We start from the raw sequence: 15,854 nt of genomic DNA, 5'->3' as shown, positions 1-15,854 counted from the left end.
TCTTGAGTGCCACTTTACGAACTGCGGAGCTATAGCTCCAATCGATTGATTAAATACCGTCGATTGTTATTGGCAATCATCCCTTGAGCGCCGCCTCGACCACCTTCGGCTGCAGTGTGCGCAGGATGTCGTGCGGATGGACGCCGACCAGAAAGCCGCGTTTTCCGCCGTTGATGTAGATCAGCGGCAGATCGAGGATGGTCTTTTCGATATGCACCGGCATCGCCTTCTTGGTGCCGAAGGGACTGGTGCCGCCAACCAGGAAGCCGGTGTGGCGGTTGGCCACCTCCGGCTTGCACGGCTCGACCTTCTTGCAGCCGATCTGCCGCGCCAGTTCCTTGGTCGACACCTTGCAGTCGCCGTGCATGAGGACGATCAGCGGCTTGGCGTTCTCGTCCTCGAAAACCAAAGTTTTGACGACCGCATGTTCATCGACGTTGAGTTCGCGCGCCGACACCTTGGTGCCGCCGTGTTCCTCGTAATCGTAGAGATGGGTCGAGAAGGCCACCTTGTTCGCCTTGAGGAACTTGGTGGCTTGCGTTTCGGGGGCGTGTTCTGGTTTTGCCATGGCGTGACGGGTTTCAATGTTCTTGACTGATTTTACATCTCCCGCCGAGACAGATTGGCGGGCGTCTTGGGCTGAAAATAGAGACAGGCTTGCCCCGAGGAAGCGATCACATCAAGTTCGGGCCGGCGCCGGCTTTTGAAATCGAGGGCGCGGCAGCCATAGCGGAACGGCAATTCGTGGGTGATGAAATAGTGGGCGCACTGGTTGCAACGCGGCGATGACATGGGCCTCTTTCAACCGCGCGGGTGATGCACCGCGTGCAGCGTCTTGAGCCGTTCGCGGGCGACGTGGGTATAAATCTGCGTCGTCGAAATGTCGGCGTGGCCGAGCAGCAGTTGGACGACACGGAGGTCGGCGCCGTGGTTGAGCAGGTGGGTCGCGAAGGCGTGGCGCAGGACGTGCGGCGACAGCTTTTCCGGGGCGATGCCGGCGATCAGTGCGTAACGCTTGATCAGGTGCCAGAAAGCCTGGCGGGTCATGGCACCGCCGCGGGCGGTGACGAACAGGTCGTCGCTTTGCTGGCCGTTGAGGATGTCCGGCCGGGCTTCGTTGAGGTAGCGCTTGATCCACTCGATGGCCAACTGGCCGAGCGGCACCAGGCGCTCCTTGCTGCCCTTGCCAAGAGCACGCAGGACGCCGTCGGCGAGGCTGACTTCGTGCAAGCGAAGGCCAACCAGTTCCGAGACGCGCAGTCCAGTGGCGTAGATGGTTTCGAGCATGGCGCGGTCGCGCAGGCCGAGTGGGGTGTCGAGATCGGGCGCGTCGAGCAGGGCTTCGACCTGTTTTTCCGACATGACCTTGGGCAGGCGCGAGGGGCGGCTCGGGTTGGCCAGCTTGAGCGTCGGGTCGGCGACGATGCGGCCGCGGCCGAGCTGCCAGCGGTAGAAGCGGCGTAGCGTCGATAGGTAGCGGGCCTGCGAACTGGCCCGGGTTTGCTTGGCGAGGTGGGCGATGAAGCCGGTCAGCGTCGTTTCGCGCAGGTCAAGCAGGGGCTCGGGGGCGTTGTTGGCCAGCCACAGGGAGAGCCGGCCGAGGTCGGAGCGATAGCTGTTCAGCGTCGCCTTGGCCAGACCGTCTTCCAGCCACAGGGCGTCGCAGAAATTGTCGATCTCGGCGAGGTCAGCCTGGGAGGCTGGATTCATGCGTCAATAGCCAGCGTTTGACGTCGAGCAGGAAACCGCCGCGCTCGCGGGCAAAACCGCCGAGCCCGCCGCCGGTGGCGACGACGCGGTGGCATGGCACGACAACCGGGTAAGGATTCGAGCCACAGGCCTGGCCAACAGCACGCGGGGCGTTCTTGATATTTTTCGCCACTTCGCCGTAGGTGTGGGTCCGGCCGGTCGGAATGGCCGAAATCTGTTCCCAGACGCGGCGCTGGAAATGGGTGCCGACCAGGCGCAGCGGCAGGCCGAAGGTGAATTTTGGGTCGGCGATGTAGGCCTTGAGCTGACGCGCGGCTTCGGCTGCAAGTGGGGTTGTGGCGGCAACTTCCGGGCGTGGTTCGAGAAAGTCGATGCCGGTGATTTCGTCGTCGCTGCACTGTACGCCAAGCGAGAATCCAGGCGCGGCGACGATGGCTTGATAGGCGTTGGTTTTCATGGTGCCTCCGTGGTCATTGCTACGGTCGACCGGAAAAAATGGCCAAAATTCAAAAAGCCGACAAGCCGGTCTGGGCGCGGCCGAGGATCAGCGCATGCACATCGTGCGTGCCTTCATAAGTGGTGACCGATTCGAGATTGACCATGTGGCGGATGACGCCGAATTCATCCGAAATGCCGTTACCGCCCAGCATGTCGCGGGCGTTGCGGGCGATTTCCAGCGCCTTGCCGGTGCTGTTGCGCTTGAGCAGCGAGACCAGTTCCGGCGTCGCGCTTCCGTCGTCCATCATGCGGCCGAGGCGTAGCGCCCCCTGGATGCCCAGGGCGATTTCGGTTTGCATGTCGACCAGCTTTTTCTGGATCAATTGCGCCGCGGCGAGCGGCCGGCCGAATTGCTGGCGGTCGAGCGTGTATTGCCGCGCCGTGTGCCAGCAGGCTTCCGCGGCGCCGAGGGCGCCCCAGGAAATGCCGTAGCGTGCCGAGTTCAGGCAGGTAAACGGGCCTTTCAGGCCGCTAGCCTTTGGCAACTGGTTTTCGGTCGGCACGAAGACCTCGTCCATGACGATGTCGCCGGTGATCGAGGCGCGCAGGCTGACCTTGCCGTTGATGACCGGCGCCGACAGCCCGGCCATGCCTTTTTCAAGGATGAAGCCGCGCAAGGCGCCGGCGTCATCCTTGGCCCAGACGATGAAAATATCGGCCATCGGCGAGTTGGTGATCCACGTCTTGCGCCCGGAAATTTTCCAGCCGCCCGGTACGCTGCGCGCCACGGTGGAGGCGCTGGACGGGTCGGAACCCGAGTTCGGCTCGGTCAGGCCAAAACAGCCGATCAGCTCGCCCTTGCCCAGCTTCTTCAGATACTTTTCCTTCTGCGCATCCGAGCCGAACTCGTAAATCGGCAGCATGACCAGCGAGGATTGGACGCTCAATAGCGTGCGGTAGGCCGAATCGACGTACTCGACCTCGCGGGCGATCAGGCCATAGGAAACGTAATTGAGCCCGGCACCACCGAACTGCGGCGGCAGCGTCGCGCCGAGCAGGCCCATGTCACCCATTTCGCGGTAGATCGCCGGGTCAGTCGTCTCGTTGCGGAAGGCGTCGCGGATGCGCGGCTGCAGCGCCTTCTGGGCAAAATCGCGGGCGGCATTGCGGACTTGCCGCTCGTCGGCTGCAAGTTGGCTGTCAAGCAGGAAGGGGTCTTCCCAGTGAAATGTGTTTTTTGCCATGGGTTTATTTGAAGAAACGAGCGAACCAGCCTTTCGTTTCTTTTTTTGTCTCCTTTTCCTCGATGAGCGAAATCATATTCGTCTTCACCGCGCTTACATAGTCGGCATCGTCGTGTTTGATGTGGCTGACCAGCCAGCGGGCCAGCATGTCATGCAACTCTTTACCGATATCCTCGCCCAAATTGAGGCGTTCCTGGTACTCGCCGACCTTGCGGGTGAACAGCTCATGCACCCGCTTGTGTGCCTTGACGTATTGGTAGCCCGCATCTTCCTGCAGGCTTTCCTCGAAGGCGAAATGCGAGAGCGTGTAGTCGACGCAGGAATCGACGATTTCCTTGACCTTGCGCTTGTCGATAATGAGGTTGGCTGCTTCAAGGTTGTTGATGTAATCGACAATCTGCCGATGCTGTTGATCAATGACGTTGATGCCGGTGTTGAGATTGGGGGTCCAGGCGATAGCCATCAGCATTCCTTTATTGGGCAAAAAAACGGCGCCAATTTTATGACATATTGCTTGGCTGATGCGAATGTCGTTGTGCTGGCTTCAGGGCGGCGACAAAAAAGCCCCGGTGTGCCGGGGCTTTCTGTCGGGATAATGGGCCTCAAGCGCGAACGTGCCCGTCGCCCAGTACGATCCATTTCTGGCTGGTCAGTCCTTCCAGGCCGACCGGGCCGCGGGCGTGGATCTTGTCGGTCGAGATGCCGATTTCGGCGCCCAGGCCATATTCGAAACCATCGGCGAAGCGCGTCGAGGCATTGATCATGACCGAGGCCGAGTCGACCTCGCGCAGGAAGCGCATGGCTTTCGGGTGGTTGTCGGTGACGATCGCTTCGCTGTGATGCGACGAGTACTTGTTGATGTGCTCGATGGCTTCATCGATGCCGGCTACCACTTTGACCGAAATGATCGGCGCCAGGAATTCGGTGTAGAAATCCTCTTCCGTTGCGGCGACGGCGTTCGGCACGATGGCGCAGGTTTCGGCGCAACCGCGGATCTCGACGCCCTTGGCGGTCAGCATGTGGGCAATCGGCGGCAGCAGCATGGCAGCGACCGAGCGGTCGACAAGCAGCGACTCGGCGGTGTTGCAGGTGCCGTAGCGCTGCGTCTTGGCGTTCTCGACAATCTTGAGTGCCTTGTTCGGATCGGCTTCCTCTTCGAGGTAGACGTGGCAGTTGCCGTCGAGGTGCTGGATCATCGGTACGCGCGATTCGGCCAGCAGGCGGGCGATCAGGCCCTTGCCGCCGCGCGGCACGATGACGTCGACGAATTCGCGCATGGTGATCAATTCGCCAACGGCGGCGCGGTCGGTGGTGTCGATGACCTGCACGGCATCGGCCGGCAAGCCGGCGGCTTGCAGGCCTTCGTGGACCAGCGCGGCGATGGCGCGGTTGGAACGGATGGCTTCCGATCCGCCGCGCAGGATGGCGGCGTTGCCGGATTTGAGGCAGAGCGCTGCGGCGTCGGCGGTTACATTCGGCCGGGCTTCGTAGATGATGCCGATGACGCCGAGCGGCACGCGCATCTTGCCGACCTGGATGCCGGACGGCTGGTATTTGAACTCGCCCATTTCACCAATCGGATCGGGCAACTTGGCGACCTGTTCGACGCCTTCGGCCATGCTGTCCACGCCCTTTTCGCTGAGCGTCAGGCGGTCGAGCATGGCGGTTTCAAGCCCGGCAGCGCGGGCGGCGGCCAGGTCTTGCTGGTTGGCGGCGACCAGAGCGGCTTTTTCGCGGCGGATGGCGGCGGCGATGGCGAGCAGGGCGGCGTTCTTTTCGGCCGTCGAGGCCGCGGCGATACGGCGCGAGGCAGCACGGGCCTGACGGCCAACGGTCTGCATGTAATGCTTGATGTCCATGATGTTCTTCGTGCGGGGCAAAGGAACATTATAGCCAGACAAATAAGTGGGAACTTCTAGAACCGGGTAAACTCTTATCCGCAACGACAACAGGGCTTTCCGTCGAGGACAAGATGGCTGAAAAATTGATTTTGCCGACCGAGGTTAAGGTCTGCGCTACGTGTAGCTTCTGGGATGGCGAACGGCAGGTGGACGCCGAGATGAAGCTGGTGGTGGTTTCTGATGAATGTTCAGGGGAATGCCTGGTGCAGGAGAAGAACAAGCCCGGCTTGCACGACGTGCGTCAGGAGCATACCTGTCTCTGGGAAGATCTGGAGCCGGACGCGCCACCTGAGGACAAGGCCGCCGACCCCAAGGCGGCTTGATTATTTAACCGCGGTGAGGCGCAGGCCGAGCCGCAGGAATTCTTCCCAGATATTGCCATGACCGATGCCTTTGGCCAGTCGGTCGATCTTGCCGGCATGTTGTAGTGCCGCTTCGAGCCCTGCGGTCGATAGCCGTTGCAGCGCCTTCTTCACCGGATTGGCGCGCGGCCCCCAGACCTTGGCATCCTTGAGCAGCATGTCCACCGGCTTGCCGGCATCCATGCCGGCGCGAATGATGGTCAGCGCCCGGATTTCCTCGCTCATCGCCCACAACACCAGCGGCGGCGCTTCGCCTTCTTGCATGAGGCCGTCGAGCGTCCGCGTCAGGCGGGCGAGATCCCCCGAGAGCAGCGCTTCGCGCAGGCCGTCGATGTCGTAACGGGCGACGTTGAGGACGGCATCGCGAATCTGCGCCATGCTGAGCTGGCCGGCCGGGTAGAGCAGGCCGAGTTTCTGGATTTCCTGGTGGGCGGCGAGCAGGTTGCCTTCGACGCGCTCGGCGATGAACTTGAGGCTTTCGAGGTCGGCGCTCTGTTGCTGGCGACGCAGGCGGCCGACGATCCAGCCCGGCAACTCGGCCAGTGGCGGGGCCATGAGTTTGATGGCGACGCCGGCATTGACCAGGGCGGTGAACCAGACAGCCTTTTCCTCGCGCCAGTCGAGTTCGGGCAGGGTGATCAGCAGCAGGTTGTCCATTGACAGGTTCTGGCACCACTGCTGCAGCGCCGCGCTGCCTTCCTTGCCGACCTTGCCGGTTGGAACGCGCAGGTCGATCATTTTTTTATCGCCGAACAGCGACATGTTGCCGCCGGCGGCGAGCAATGTTCCCCAGTCGAATTGCGGCAGCACAGTGAGCACTTCGCGTTCGCTGTAGCCCTGCTGGCGCGACTTGGCGCGGATGGCGTCGGCGGCTTCGATGACCAGCAGTGGGTCGTCGCCGTACAGAACGTAAAGCGGCCGCAGTTCGCGTTCGAGGTGGCTCGCCAGCTGATCGCCCTTGAGCAGCATTACTCGTCGTCTTCTGCTGCGTCGGGGTTTTTCGGCTTGATGATGCTCAGCCGGCGCATGATCTGGTTGACCAGATCATTGGTCATGTCGCGCCAGAGCAGGTTTTCTTCGAGATCCTTGGCGAGAATGTTCGAGTCGTCGAAAGAAATATCGCGGGTCAGGGCCACCTCGTTGGGCGGAACCAGCACCTGCCCCTTCTGATTGACGATGCGGAAGGTGTAGGTCAGCTGCAGCCGGTATTCGCGCACGCGGCCCTGGGCATTGACGCTCAGGATGGTCTTCAGGCGGCTGTCGCCCAGTTGCTGGAAGATGGCATCGGCCGCCTTGGCATCCTCGACGATCTCGGTGCTGCCGCTGGCCTTGATGTAGCGCTGCAGCCAGATATTGACTTCAGCCGTGTCCGGCAAGGCGATGTACATCGTCTTGTAGGGCAGATTGCCGCTGCCGACGCCGCGCAGATGGAAGCCGCAGCCGGTGAGGGCGGCGGAGATGATCAGGGCGAGAAGCAGGCGGAGCGGCGAACGCATGGCGGCTTTCCTTAGACGACGATATTGACCAGACGGCCCGGCACGACCACGACCTTCTTCGCCGGCTTGCCTTCCATGAACTTGACGGCGCCTTCAGAGGCCAGCGCGGCAGCTTCGATGTCCGCCTTGTCGGCTTCGGCAGAGACGCGAATGGAACCACGCAGCTTGCCGTTAACCTGCACCATGAGCTCGATTTCATCCTGCTTGAGCGCAGCCGGATCGGCCTTCGGGAAGGCTGCCGAGCCGGCATCCTGGCCCGGTTTCAGCTCGGCGTAGAGCGCCTGACCGATGTGCGGGACGATGGGGAAGAGCAGCAGGGCGATGCTTTCCAGCGTTTCCTGGGCCAGCTTGCGGCCCGTGGCATCGGCGAGATCGGTCTTGTCGTAGGCGTTGAGCAGTTCCATGACGGCGGCGATGGCGGTGTTGAACTGCTTGCGCCGGCCGTAATCGTCGGCAACCTTGCCCATGGTCTGGTGCAATTTGCGGCGCAGGTCGGCTTGCACGGTCGACAGGGAATTTTGCTCAAAATTGGAGTCGACCAGGCCGCCCTGAACGTGGTCGTAAGTCGTCTTCCACAGGCGGCGCAGGAAGCGGTATGCCCCCTCGACGCCAGCGTCAGACCATTCCAGCGACTGGTCGGGCGGCGAGGCGAACATGATGAACAGGCGGGCCGTGTCGGCGCCGTACTGGTCGATCAGGGCCTGCGGATCGACGCCGTTGTTCTTCGACTTCGACATCTTCTCGGTGCCGCCGATGACCACCGGCAGGCCGTCGGCCTTGAGCGTGGCGCCGGTCGGTCGGCCGCGCTCGTCGGTCACGACATCGACGTCGGCCGGGTTGATCCATAGCTTCTTGCCAGCATCGAGATCGCGGAAGAAGGTGGGCGCAACGACCATACCTTGCGTCAGCAGGTTGGCGAATGGTTCGCCGAGGTCGCCGATCAGGCCGACATCGCGCATCAGCTTGGTGAAGAAGCGCGAATACAGCAAATGCAGGATGGCGTGCTCGATACCGCCGATGTACTGGTCGATGCCGCCCTTGCACCAGTAGGCGACGCGCTCGTCGACCATGGCCGTGCTGTTGTCCGGGCAGGCGTAGCGAAGGAAGTACCAGGACGACTCGAAGAAGGTGTCCATGGTGTCGGTTTCACGGCGAGCGTCGCCGCCGCACTTCGGACAATTGCACTCGTAGAACTCGGGCATCTTGGCCAGCGGCGAGCCGGCGCCGGTGATTTCGACGTTCTCGGGTAAGACGACCGGCAACTGGTCATCTGGCACCGGGACGTCGCCGCAGGTCTTGCAGTGAATGATCGGGATCGGGCAGCCCCAGTAACGCTGGCGGGAAATGCCCCAGTCGCGCAGGCGGAACTGCACTTTCTTGTCACCCAAGCCCTTGGCGGCGAGGTCGGCTGCGATGGCGTCGACAGCCGCTTCGTAGCTCAGGTCGTCGTACTTGCCGGAATTGACCAGCTTGCCGCGTTGCTTGTCGGCATACCACTCAGCCCAGGCTTCATGGCTGAACGAGGTTTCGCCGTCGACGGCGACAACCTGCTTGATTGGCAGGTTGTATTTCAGGGCAAAAGCGAAATCGCGCTCGTCGTGCGCCGGCACGGCCATTACGGCACCATCGCCGTAGCTCATCAGCACGTAATTTCCGACCCAGACTTCGACCTGCTGGCCGGTCAGCGGATGGGTGACGTAGATGCCGGTCGGCATCCCCTTCTTTTCCATCGTCGCGATGTCGGCCTCGGCGACGCCGCCCTTCTTGCATTCCTCGATGAAATTGGCCAGTTCCGGGTTGTTGACCGCAGCACGCGTCGCCAGCGGATGTTCAGCGGCGACGGCAACGAAGGTGACGCCCATGATGGTGTCGGCGCGGGTGGTGAACACCCAAAGCTTTTCGTCGGTATCGTCGGCCAGCGGGAAGGCGAAGCGCACGCCGGTGCTCTTGCCGATCCAGTTTTTCTGCATCAAGCGCACCTGCTCGGGCCAGCCCGGCAGGTTGTCGAGTTCGCTCAGCAGTTCTTCGGCGTAAGCGGTGATCTTCATGTAGTACATGGGGATCTCGCGCTTTTCGATGAGCGCGCCGGAACGCCAGCCGCGGCCGTCGATGACCTGCTCGTTGGCGAGCACGGTGTGATCGACCGGGTCCCAATTCACGGTGCCGAGCTTCTTGTAAACCAGGCCCTTTTCGTAGAGGCGGGTGAATAGCCACTGTTCCCAGCGGTAGTACTCGGGCGTGCAGGTGGCGAATTCGCGTTCCCAGTCGATGGCGAAGCCGAGCGACTTGAGTTGCTGGCGCATGTAATCGATGTTGGAGTAGGTCCAGCCAGCCGGCGGTACATTATTTTGCAGTGCAGCATTTTCGGCCGGCATGCCGAAGGCGTCCCAGCCCATCGGCTGCAGGACGTTGTAGCCCTGCATCTTGTGGAAACGGGAAAGCACGTCGCCGATGGTGTAGTTGCGGACGTGGCCCATGTGCAGTTTCCCGGACGGATACGGGAACATCGACAGGCAGTAGTACTTGGGTTTCGTGGCGTCTTCGACGGCGCGGGCGGCACCGGTCTTGTTCCAGTGGTCCTGGGCGGCGCGCTCGATGTCGGCCGGGGTGTATTTGTCCTGCATGGGCATGGCGGGGTTCATTCGCTGAAAATCGGAGAGTAACCGCGAATTATACCGGTTGATCCCGACTCGTCGGCGAAGAGGACAAAGGCGGGGCAAGACAACAGCGCCCGGCGCTGCCTTTGGGCGTGTTTGGCGTCGACCATAACGGCCAGACGCTTGCCGCAGACTGAATCAGTGACCGGGCGGGGCCGATGCTGAGCCTGCACGCTCCGCATCGGCGGGATTCAACTTAACGTTGCCCGGTCACGCCGCTTTTTTTTGCGGATACATGCCTTCCCAGGTGTTCTGCCAGTAACGGTAGGCATTCTGGGAGGCGGCCAGCGAGAGCAGGGACATCCGGGACTGGTGACGCCACATCCAGGAAAGCTGGGGAGCGGGAGCCAGGCTGCAGGATTGAACGTTGCCTACTTCGTCCTCGACGATGGTCAGGAAGCGATCAACGGCCAGGCCGTAGTAGGCGGAGCCTTCGGTTGTGCCGGTGAGATACTCGGCTTCGCTGACGGCGCGGCGCCACAGTTTGAGCGCGAGCTCGTCGCTGATGCCGGCCTTGCGGGCGATCCAGGGCAGGATCTTCGGTGCATTCATGCTGTTCATGCTGATTCTCCTTTACTACGTTGTAGCGGTAGCTACTTGCTGTATGACTGCCTTGTGGGCAAATTGTTTTGTGCACTGCAATATATTTTTTGCCAAGTATACTTGGCTAGATTTTGCGGTGTGTAAAAAACCGTGCGCTTTCGTTTGTTGCGTTGCACAATCGCAACAAATTGGTCTGACCAGTTTTCCATTCCCGCTTTTTATGGCGGACATTCTACGCCTTTGGTAATAATTTTTCTGTGAAATAATTCATGTCCGATCTGCTTGCCAACTTAAATTCGCCGCAACTTCAGGCTGTTACCTTGCCGCCGGTGCACGCCCTGATACTTGCCGGCGCTGGCAGCGGTAAGACCCGGGTGCTGACCACGCGCATCGCTTGGCTCATGTCCACCGGTCAGGTCGGGCCGCACGGCGTACTGGCCGTGACCTTCACCAACAAGGCGGCGAAGGAAATGACGGCGCGGCTGTCGTCGCTGGTGCCGATCAACACGCGGGGCATGTGGATCGGCACTTTTCACGGCCTGTGCAACCGCCTGCTGCGGGCGCATTACCGTGAGGCGGGGCTGCCGCAGACCTTCCAGATCCTCGATTCGGCGGACCAACTGGCGATGGTCAAGCGTCTGCTCAAGAACCTCAATGTCGATGATGAGAAATATCCGCCGCGCGAGCTGTGCCACTTCATCAATGCCCATAAAGAGCAGGGTTTGCGGGCGGCGCAGGCCGAGGTTTACGACAACTACACGCAAAAACGCGTCGAGTTGTACGCCGAATACGAGACCCAGTGCAACCGCGAAGGCGTCGTCGACTTCGCCGAACTGTTGTTGCGCTGCTACGAATTGCTGCAGCGCAACGAACCTTTGCGCAAACACTACCAGGATCGCTTCCGTTACATCCTGGTCGATGAGGTGCAGGACACCAACAAGCTGCAATACGCCTGGCTGAAACTGCTGGCGGGCGGTGGCGCCGTGGTTTTTGCCGTCGGCGACGATGACCAGAGCATCTATGCCTTCCGCGGCGCCGAGGTTGGCAACATGCGCGATTTCGAGCGCGATTACGCCGGCGATAATGTGATCCGGCTCGAACAGAACTACCGCTCGCACGGCAATATCCTGGCGGCGGCCAACGCCATCATCAAGAACAACCGCGAGCGCTTGGGCAAGAATTTGTGGACGGACGCCGGCGAAGGCGAGCTGATCCGGGCTTTCGAGGCGTATTCGGATCTCGACGAGGCGCGTTTCGTCGTCGAGGAAATCCGCGAACTGGTCCGCGATGGCATCTCGCCGACGCAGATCGCCCTGCTTTACCGCTCCAACGCCCAGTCGCGCGTGCTCGAAAACGAGCTTTTCACGAAAAACGTGCCGTACAAGGTCTATGGCGGACTGCGCTTCTTCGAGCGGCAGGAAATCAAGCACGCCCTGGCCTATCTGCGGTTGCTCGGCAATCCGGACGACGACACGGCTTTCCTGCGCGTCGTCAATTTCCCGACCCGCGGCATCGGCGCACGTTCGCTCGAAAACCTGCAGGCGACGGCGCATCAGACCAATTCCAGCCTGTACAACGCGGCTGCCTCGTTGACTGGCAAGTCCGGGCAGACGGTCGGCGCCTTCATCCGCTTGATCGAGCAACTGCGCGTCGAGACGGAAGGCTTGCCGCTGCCGGAAATGGTCGAGCACATTATCGAGAAGTCGGGTCTGGCCCAGCATTACCGGACCGACAAGGAAGGCCAGGACCGGCTGGAGAATCTCGACGAACTGATCAACGCCGCCGCCACTTTCATCGATGACGAAGGCGCCATCGGCGAAGGCGGGGCGCTGGTGTCATTCCTGACCCTGGCTTCCCTCGAAGCCGGCGAACATCAGGCCGGTGAGGGTCAGGAAGCCGTCCAGCTCATGTCGGTACACGCCGCCAAGGGCCTGGAGTTCGACGTGGTTTTCATCACCGGCTTGGAACAGGGCCTGTTCCCGCACGAAAATTCGATCAACGCCGGCAAGGATGGCCTCGAGGAGGAGCGGCGGCTGATGTACGTGGCGGTTACCCGCGCCCGCCAGCGTCTTTACGTTTCCTGCGCGCAGACCCGTATGCTGCATGGCCAGACGCGCTATTGCGTGCCGTCGAGCTTCCTCGATGAAATCCCCGAGCAACTGTTGCTCAAGCTCAACAAGAAAGCGGCGCCGGCGGCGGCCTTCCCGGCTTTCGGCTCGTTCGGCGGCGGCTATGCCGAGCCGGTGGCGGCCGGCGGCCTGCGTATCGGGCAGACCGTCGAGCACGCCAAGTTCGGTATCGGCGTCATCGTGTCTACCGAAGGGCGCGGCGCCGATGCGCGCGTTCAGATCAATTTCGGCGGCAGCGGCATGAAGTGGCTGGCGCTGGAATACGCCAAGCTGACGCCGGTTTGAGCGCTTCCGGTCGACTTCCACGGTCAACCGGAAATTTTGACCAAAATTCAAATCGTCGGAAGCTAGATCGCCGGCCGGCACGGTGATAACCTCGTTATCTCGCAAAAATAAGCAGATAACGAGGAGATCACCATGCCCTGCGCCATTCGTCTTCATCAAAACGGCGGTCCGGAAGTGCTGTCCTGGGAAACGGTTGAGGTACCGGCGCCGGCCCCCGGTGAAGCGACGGTTCGCCACCACGCCGTCGGCCTCAATTTCATCGACGTTTATCACCGCACCGGCCTCTATCCGGTGACCCTGCCCTCCGGCATCGGCATGGAAGGCGCCGGCGTCGTCGAGGCGGTGGGCGAGGGCGTCAGCGAACTCAAGGTCGGTGACCGCATCGCCTACGCTGGCGGGCCGCTTGGCGCCTACGCCGAAGTCCGCAACATTCCGGCGCACCGCCTGCTCAAACTGCCTGATGCCATTTCTTTCGAAACTGGCGCAGCGATGATGCTGCAAGGCCTGACCGCGGCCTACCTGCTGCGCAAGACCTATCGCGTGCAGCCGGGCGATGCCGTGCTCATCCAGGCTGCCGCCGGCGGCGTCGGCTTGATCGCCTGCCAGTGGGCGCGGGCGCTCGGCGCGACGGTCATCGGCACCGTCGGTTCGCCGGCCAAGGCCGAGCTGGCCAAGGCACACGGCTGCCACCATGTGATCAACTACAGCACCGAGAATTTCGCCCAGCGCGTCCGCGAAATCACCAACGGCGAAGGCGTCGCCGTGGTCTATGACGGCGTCGGCAAGGATACTTTCACCGGCTCGCTCGACAGCCTGCGGCCGATGGGCATGATGGTTTCGTTCGGCAATGCCTCAGGCCCGGTGCCACCGCTCGACCTCATCGTGCTGTCGCAAAAGGGCTCGCTCTTCGTCACCAGGCCAACGCTCATGAATTACACGGCGAAGCGCGAAGATCTTGTCGCGCTGGGCTCCGAGCTGTTCGATGTCGTCGTCTCCGGCCAGGTCAAGATCGAGGTCAATCAAACCTACGCCCTGAAGGATGCCGCCCAGGCTCATCGTGATCTCGAGGCGCGCCTGACCACGGGTTCCACCATCCTGTTGCCATGATGGCCAAAATCAAGGCTGGACTGCTTTCGCTGCGCGACCTGTTCGCCACCGCCTGGTGGATCGTCCTGCTCGCCGGCATCGGCTTCGCGGTCGCCTACCAGTTCGTCGAGCCGGCGCCGCCGACGAAAATCGCCATCAGCACGGGCAGCGAAAGTGGCGCCTATTACCAGTTTGCCAAGCGTTACGCGACCATCCTGGCCAAGAACGGCATCACGCTCGAGGTCCGGACTTCGGCCGGTTCACTGGAAAATCTGGATCGTCTGAAAAACGATGAAGTGCAGATCGGCTTCGTCCAGGGCGGTGTCGTGCCGCCAAACCCCGATCCCGACGCCGTGGATGATTCCGGCCTGCTCTCGCTCGGCAGCCTTTTTTACGAGCCGGTCTGGGTCTTCTATCGCGGCGACAAGGTGCTGACCCGCCTGACCGAGCTCAAGGGCAAACGCATCGCCATCGGCCAGGAAGGCTCGGGAGTGCGCCAGTTGGCGCAGCAGTTGCTCGACGCCAACGAAATTCCCGCCGGCAAGCATCTGGTCCCGCTGGCCGGCCTGTCGGCGGCTGAAGAGCTGCAGCAGGGGCGGATCGACGCCGCTTTCATCATCGCCGCGGAAACGGCGCCGGTCGTCCAGGTGCTGATCCGCTCGCCAGGCGTCAAGCTCATGAGCTTCGCCCAGGACCGCGCCTACCAGCGCCGCTTTCCTTTCCTGACCAAGCTGACCTTTCCGCAGGGCGTCGCCGATCTGGTCCGCGATTTTCCGCCGGAAGACATCAAGGTGCTGGCGCCGACGGCCAACCTGATCGTCCGCGACGACCTCCATCCGGCCTTGCAGGCGCTGATCCTGCAGGCGGCCAGCGAGGTGCATGGCAAATCCGGCTTCTTCCAGGATGCCGGCGAATTCCCGTCCTATATGGACCAGATGCTGCCGCTGTCGCCCGAGGCGGCGCGCCACTTCAAGTCCGGCCCCTCCTTCCTGCAGCGCTACCTGCCGTTCTGGCTGGCGGTGCTGGTCGACCGGCTGATCGTCATGCTGGTCCCGGTTTTCGTGCTGCTCATCCCGCTGCTCAAGGTGGCGCCGGCGATTTACAACTGGCGGGTGCGCTCCAAGGTGTTCCGGATCTACGGCGAGCTCAAGTTCCTCGAAGACGACCTCAAGCTCCATTTCGATCCGGCCAAACTGGCCGACTATCGCAGCCGGCTCGATGCCCTCGACGATGAGGCCAGCGCCCTGCACATCCCGCTCGGCTTCACTGATCTGGCTTATACCCTGCGCGAACACGTCAATCTGGTTCGCCATATCCTCGACAAGAAGGAATCAGCAACATGAAGGCGTTTCTCGTTGCCAATCCCAAGGGCGGCTCGGGCAAAAGCACGCTGGCGACCAATCTGGCCGGCTATTTTGCCAACAAGGGTGAAGAGGTGATGCTCGGCGATATCGACCGTCAGCAATCGTCGCGCGAATGGCTGGGCATGCGCCCCTTCGCCCTGCCCACCATCGATACTTGGGCGGTCGGCGAAGACAAGATCTCACGGCCGCCCAAGGGCACCACGCACGTCGTCCTCGATACCCCGGCCGGTCTGCACGGCAAGCTGCTCGAACGCGTGCTCAAGCTGTCGACGCGGGTCATCGTGCCGGTCCAGCCATCGATGTTCGACATGCTGGCGACCCGCCATTTCCTGGCCGAACTGCTATCTGAAAAGGCCGTGCGCAAAGGCAAGGCCGACGTCGCCGTGATCGGCATGCGGGTCGATGCGCGAACCCGTGCGGCCGGCGAGCTCGAACGCTTCTTCGCCACCTTTGACCTGCCCGTGCTGGCCTACCTGCGCGATACGCAGACCTATGTCCAGGCCACGGCCGCCGGCATGACCATCTTCGACCTGCCGCCGTCGCGCGCCGAGCGCGATATCGAGCAATGGCAGGCGATCATCAAGTGGGTCGAGGCGGAGTAGCCGATTCCCACGGTCAACCGGAAATAAAGCCCAAAAA

16 protein-coding genes are annotated in these 15,854 nt (G+C 62.0%); 5 read left to right on the top strand and 11 right to left on the bottom strand.

The window, feature by feature from the left end; translation table 11 throughout:
* Positions 1–76 precede the first annotated feature (76 nt).
* The 7 genes from ybaK to KI610_RS17130 form a co-directional block, all read right to left on the bottom strand.
* Complete coding sequence (gene ybaK, locus KI610_RS17160; RefSeq protein WP_226496162.1) at positions 77–568, bottom strand: Cys-tRNA(Pro) deacylase; 492 nt, start codon at positions 566–568, stop codon at positions 77–79.
* Positions 569–600: 32 nt separating this feature from the next.
* Positions 601–792 (bottom strand): hypothetical protein, encoded by a 192-nt coding sequence (locus tag KI610_RS17155; RefSeq protein ID WP_226496161.1) that lies wholly within the window; start codon positions 790–792, stop codon positions 601–603.
* Positions 793–801: 9 nt separating this feature from the next.
* Entirely contained in the window at positions 802–1,710 is a 909-nt protein-coding gene (gene xerD / locus KI610_RS17150) for a site-specific tyrosine recombinase XerD (protein WP_226496160.1), read from the bottom strand.
* On the bottom strand, positions 1,688–2,167 hold the full coding sequence (locus KI610_RS17145; protein WP_226496159.1) for a methylated-DNA--[protein]-cysteine S-methyltransferase: 480 nt from the start codon (positions 2,165–2,167) through the stop codon (positions 1,688–1,690). The genes xerD and KI610_RS17145 overlap by 23 nt, the downstream gene beginning before the upstream one ends.
* A gap of 49 nt (positions 2,168–2,216) precedes the next feature.
* Positions 2,217–3,392, bottom strand: coding sequence for an acyl-CoA dehydrogenase (locus tag KI610_RS17140; protein WP_226496158.1), 1,176 nt, complete (start codon positions 3,390–3,392; stop codon positions 2,217–2,219).
* Between the two features lie 4 nt (positions 3,393–3,396).
* A complete protein-coding gene (locus tag KI610_RS17135) occupies positions 3,397–3,855 on the bottom strand; it encodes a bacteriohemerythrin (protein WP_226496157.1) in 459 nt (152 codons plus the stop codon).
* A 139-nt stretch (positions 3,856–3,994) separates the two neighbouring features.
* Complete coding sequence (locus KI610_RS17130; protein ID WP_226496156.1) at positions 3,995–5,251, bottom strand: glutamate-5-semialdehyde dehydrogenase; 1,257 nt, start codon at positions 5,249–5,251, stop codon at positions 3,995–3,997.
* Positions 5,252–5,364: 113 nt separating this feature from the next.
* Between KI610_RS17130 and KI610_RS17125 the strand changes: the two genes are divergently transcribed.
* A complete protein-coding gene (locus tag KI610_RS17125; protein WP_226496155.1) occupies positions 5,365–5,616 on the top strand; it encodes a hypothetical protein in 252 nt (83 codons plus the stop codon).
* Here KI610_RS17125 and holA read toward each other — a convergent pair whose 3' ends face one another.
* The 4 genes from holA to KI610_RS17105 form a co-directional block, all read right to left on the bottom strand.
* Entirely contained in the window at positions 5,617–6,624 is a 1,008-nt protein-coding gene (gene holA, locus KI610_RS17120; protein ID WP_226496154.1) for a DNA polymerase III subunit delta, read from the bottom strand. It abuts the gene before it with no gap.
* On the bottom strand, positions 6,624–7,151 hold the full coding sequence (locus KI610_RS17115) for an LPS-assembly lipoprotein LptE (protein WP_226496153.1): 528 nt from the start codon (positions 7,149–7,151) through the stop codon (positions 6,624–6,626). The genes holA and KI610_RS17115 overlap by 1 nt, the downstream gene beginning before the upstream one ends.
* A gap of 11 nt (positions 7,152–7,162) precedes the next feature.
* Entirely contained in the window at positions 7,163–9,775 is a 2,613-nt protein-coding gene (gene leuS / locus KI610_RS17110; protein ID WP_226498567.1) for a leucine--tRNA ligase, read from the bottom strand.
* Positions 9,776–10,018: 243 nt separating this feature from the next.
* Positions 10,019–10,369 carry a hypothetical protein gene (locus KI610_RS17105; RefSeq protein WP_226496152.1) on the bottom strand — a complete coding sequence of 117 codons (351 nt, stop codon included), beginning with the start codon at positions 10,367–10,369 and terminating at the stop codon, positions 10,019–10,021.
* A gap of 251 nt (positions 10,370–10,620) precedes the next feature.
* Here KI610_RS17105 and KI610_RS17100 point away from each other — a divergent pair, with 251 nt between their 5' ends.
* The 4 genes from KI610_RS17100 (at position 10,621) to KI610_RS17085 (ending at position 15,817) form a co-directional block, all read left to right on the top strand.
* Positions 10,621–12,765: a UvrD-helicase domain-containing protein gene (locus KI610_RS17100; RefSeq protein ID WP_226496151.1), complete on the top strand. Its 2,145-nt coding sequence runs from the start codon at positions 10,621–10,623 to the stop codon at positions 12,763–12,765.
* A gap of 132 nt (positions 12,766–12,897) precedes the next feature.
* Positions 12,898–13,872: a quinone oxidoreductase family protein gene (locus KI610_RS17095; RefSeq protein WP_226496150.1), complete on the top strand. Its 975-nt coding sequence runs from the start codon at positions 12,898–12,900 to the stop codon at positions 13,870–13,872.
* Positions 13,869–15,194: a TAXI family TRAP transporter solute-binding subunit gene (locus KI610_RS17090; protein WP_226496149.1), complete on the top strand. Its 1,326-nt coding sequence runs from the start codon at positions 13,869–13,871 to the stop codon at positions 15,192–15,194. Before KI610_RS17095 ends, KI610_RS17090 begins: the two co-directional genes overlap by 4 nt.
* Positions 15,191–15,817 (top strand): ParA family protein, encoded by a 627-nt coding sequence (locus tag KI610_RS17085; protein ID WP_226496148.1) that lies wholly within the window; start codon positions 15,191–15,193, stop codon positions 15,815–15,817. Before KI610_RS17090 ends, KI610_RS17085 begins: the two co-directional genes overlap by 4 nt.
* The last annotated feature ends 37 nt before the right edge of the window (positions 15,818–15,854 follow it).

This window comes from Ferribacterium limneticum (genome assembly GCF_020510565.1).
GTDB lineage: Bacteria > Pseudomonadota > Gammaproteobacteria > Burkholderiales > Rhodocyclaceae > Azonexus > Azonexus limneticus_B.
This window is presented reverse-complemented; position numbering and strand designations above follow the sequence as displayed.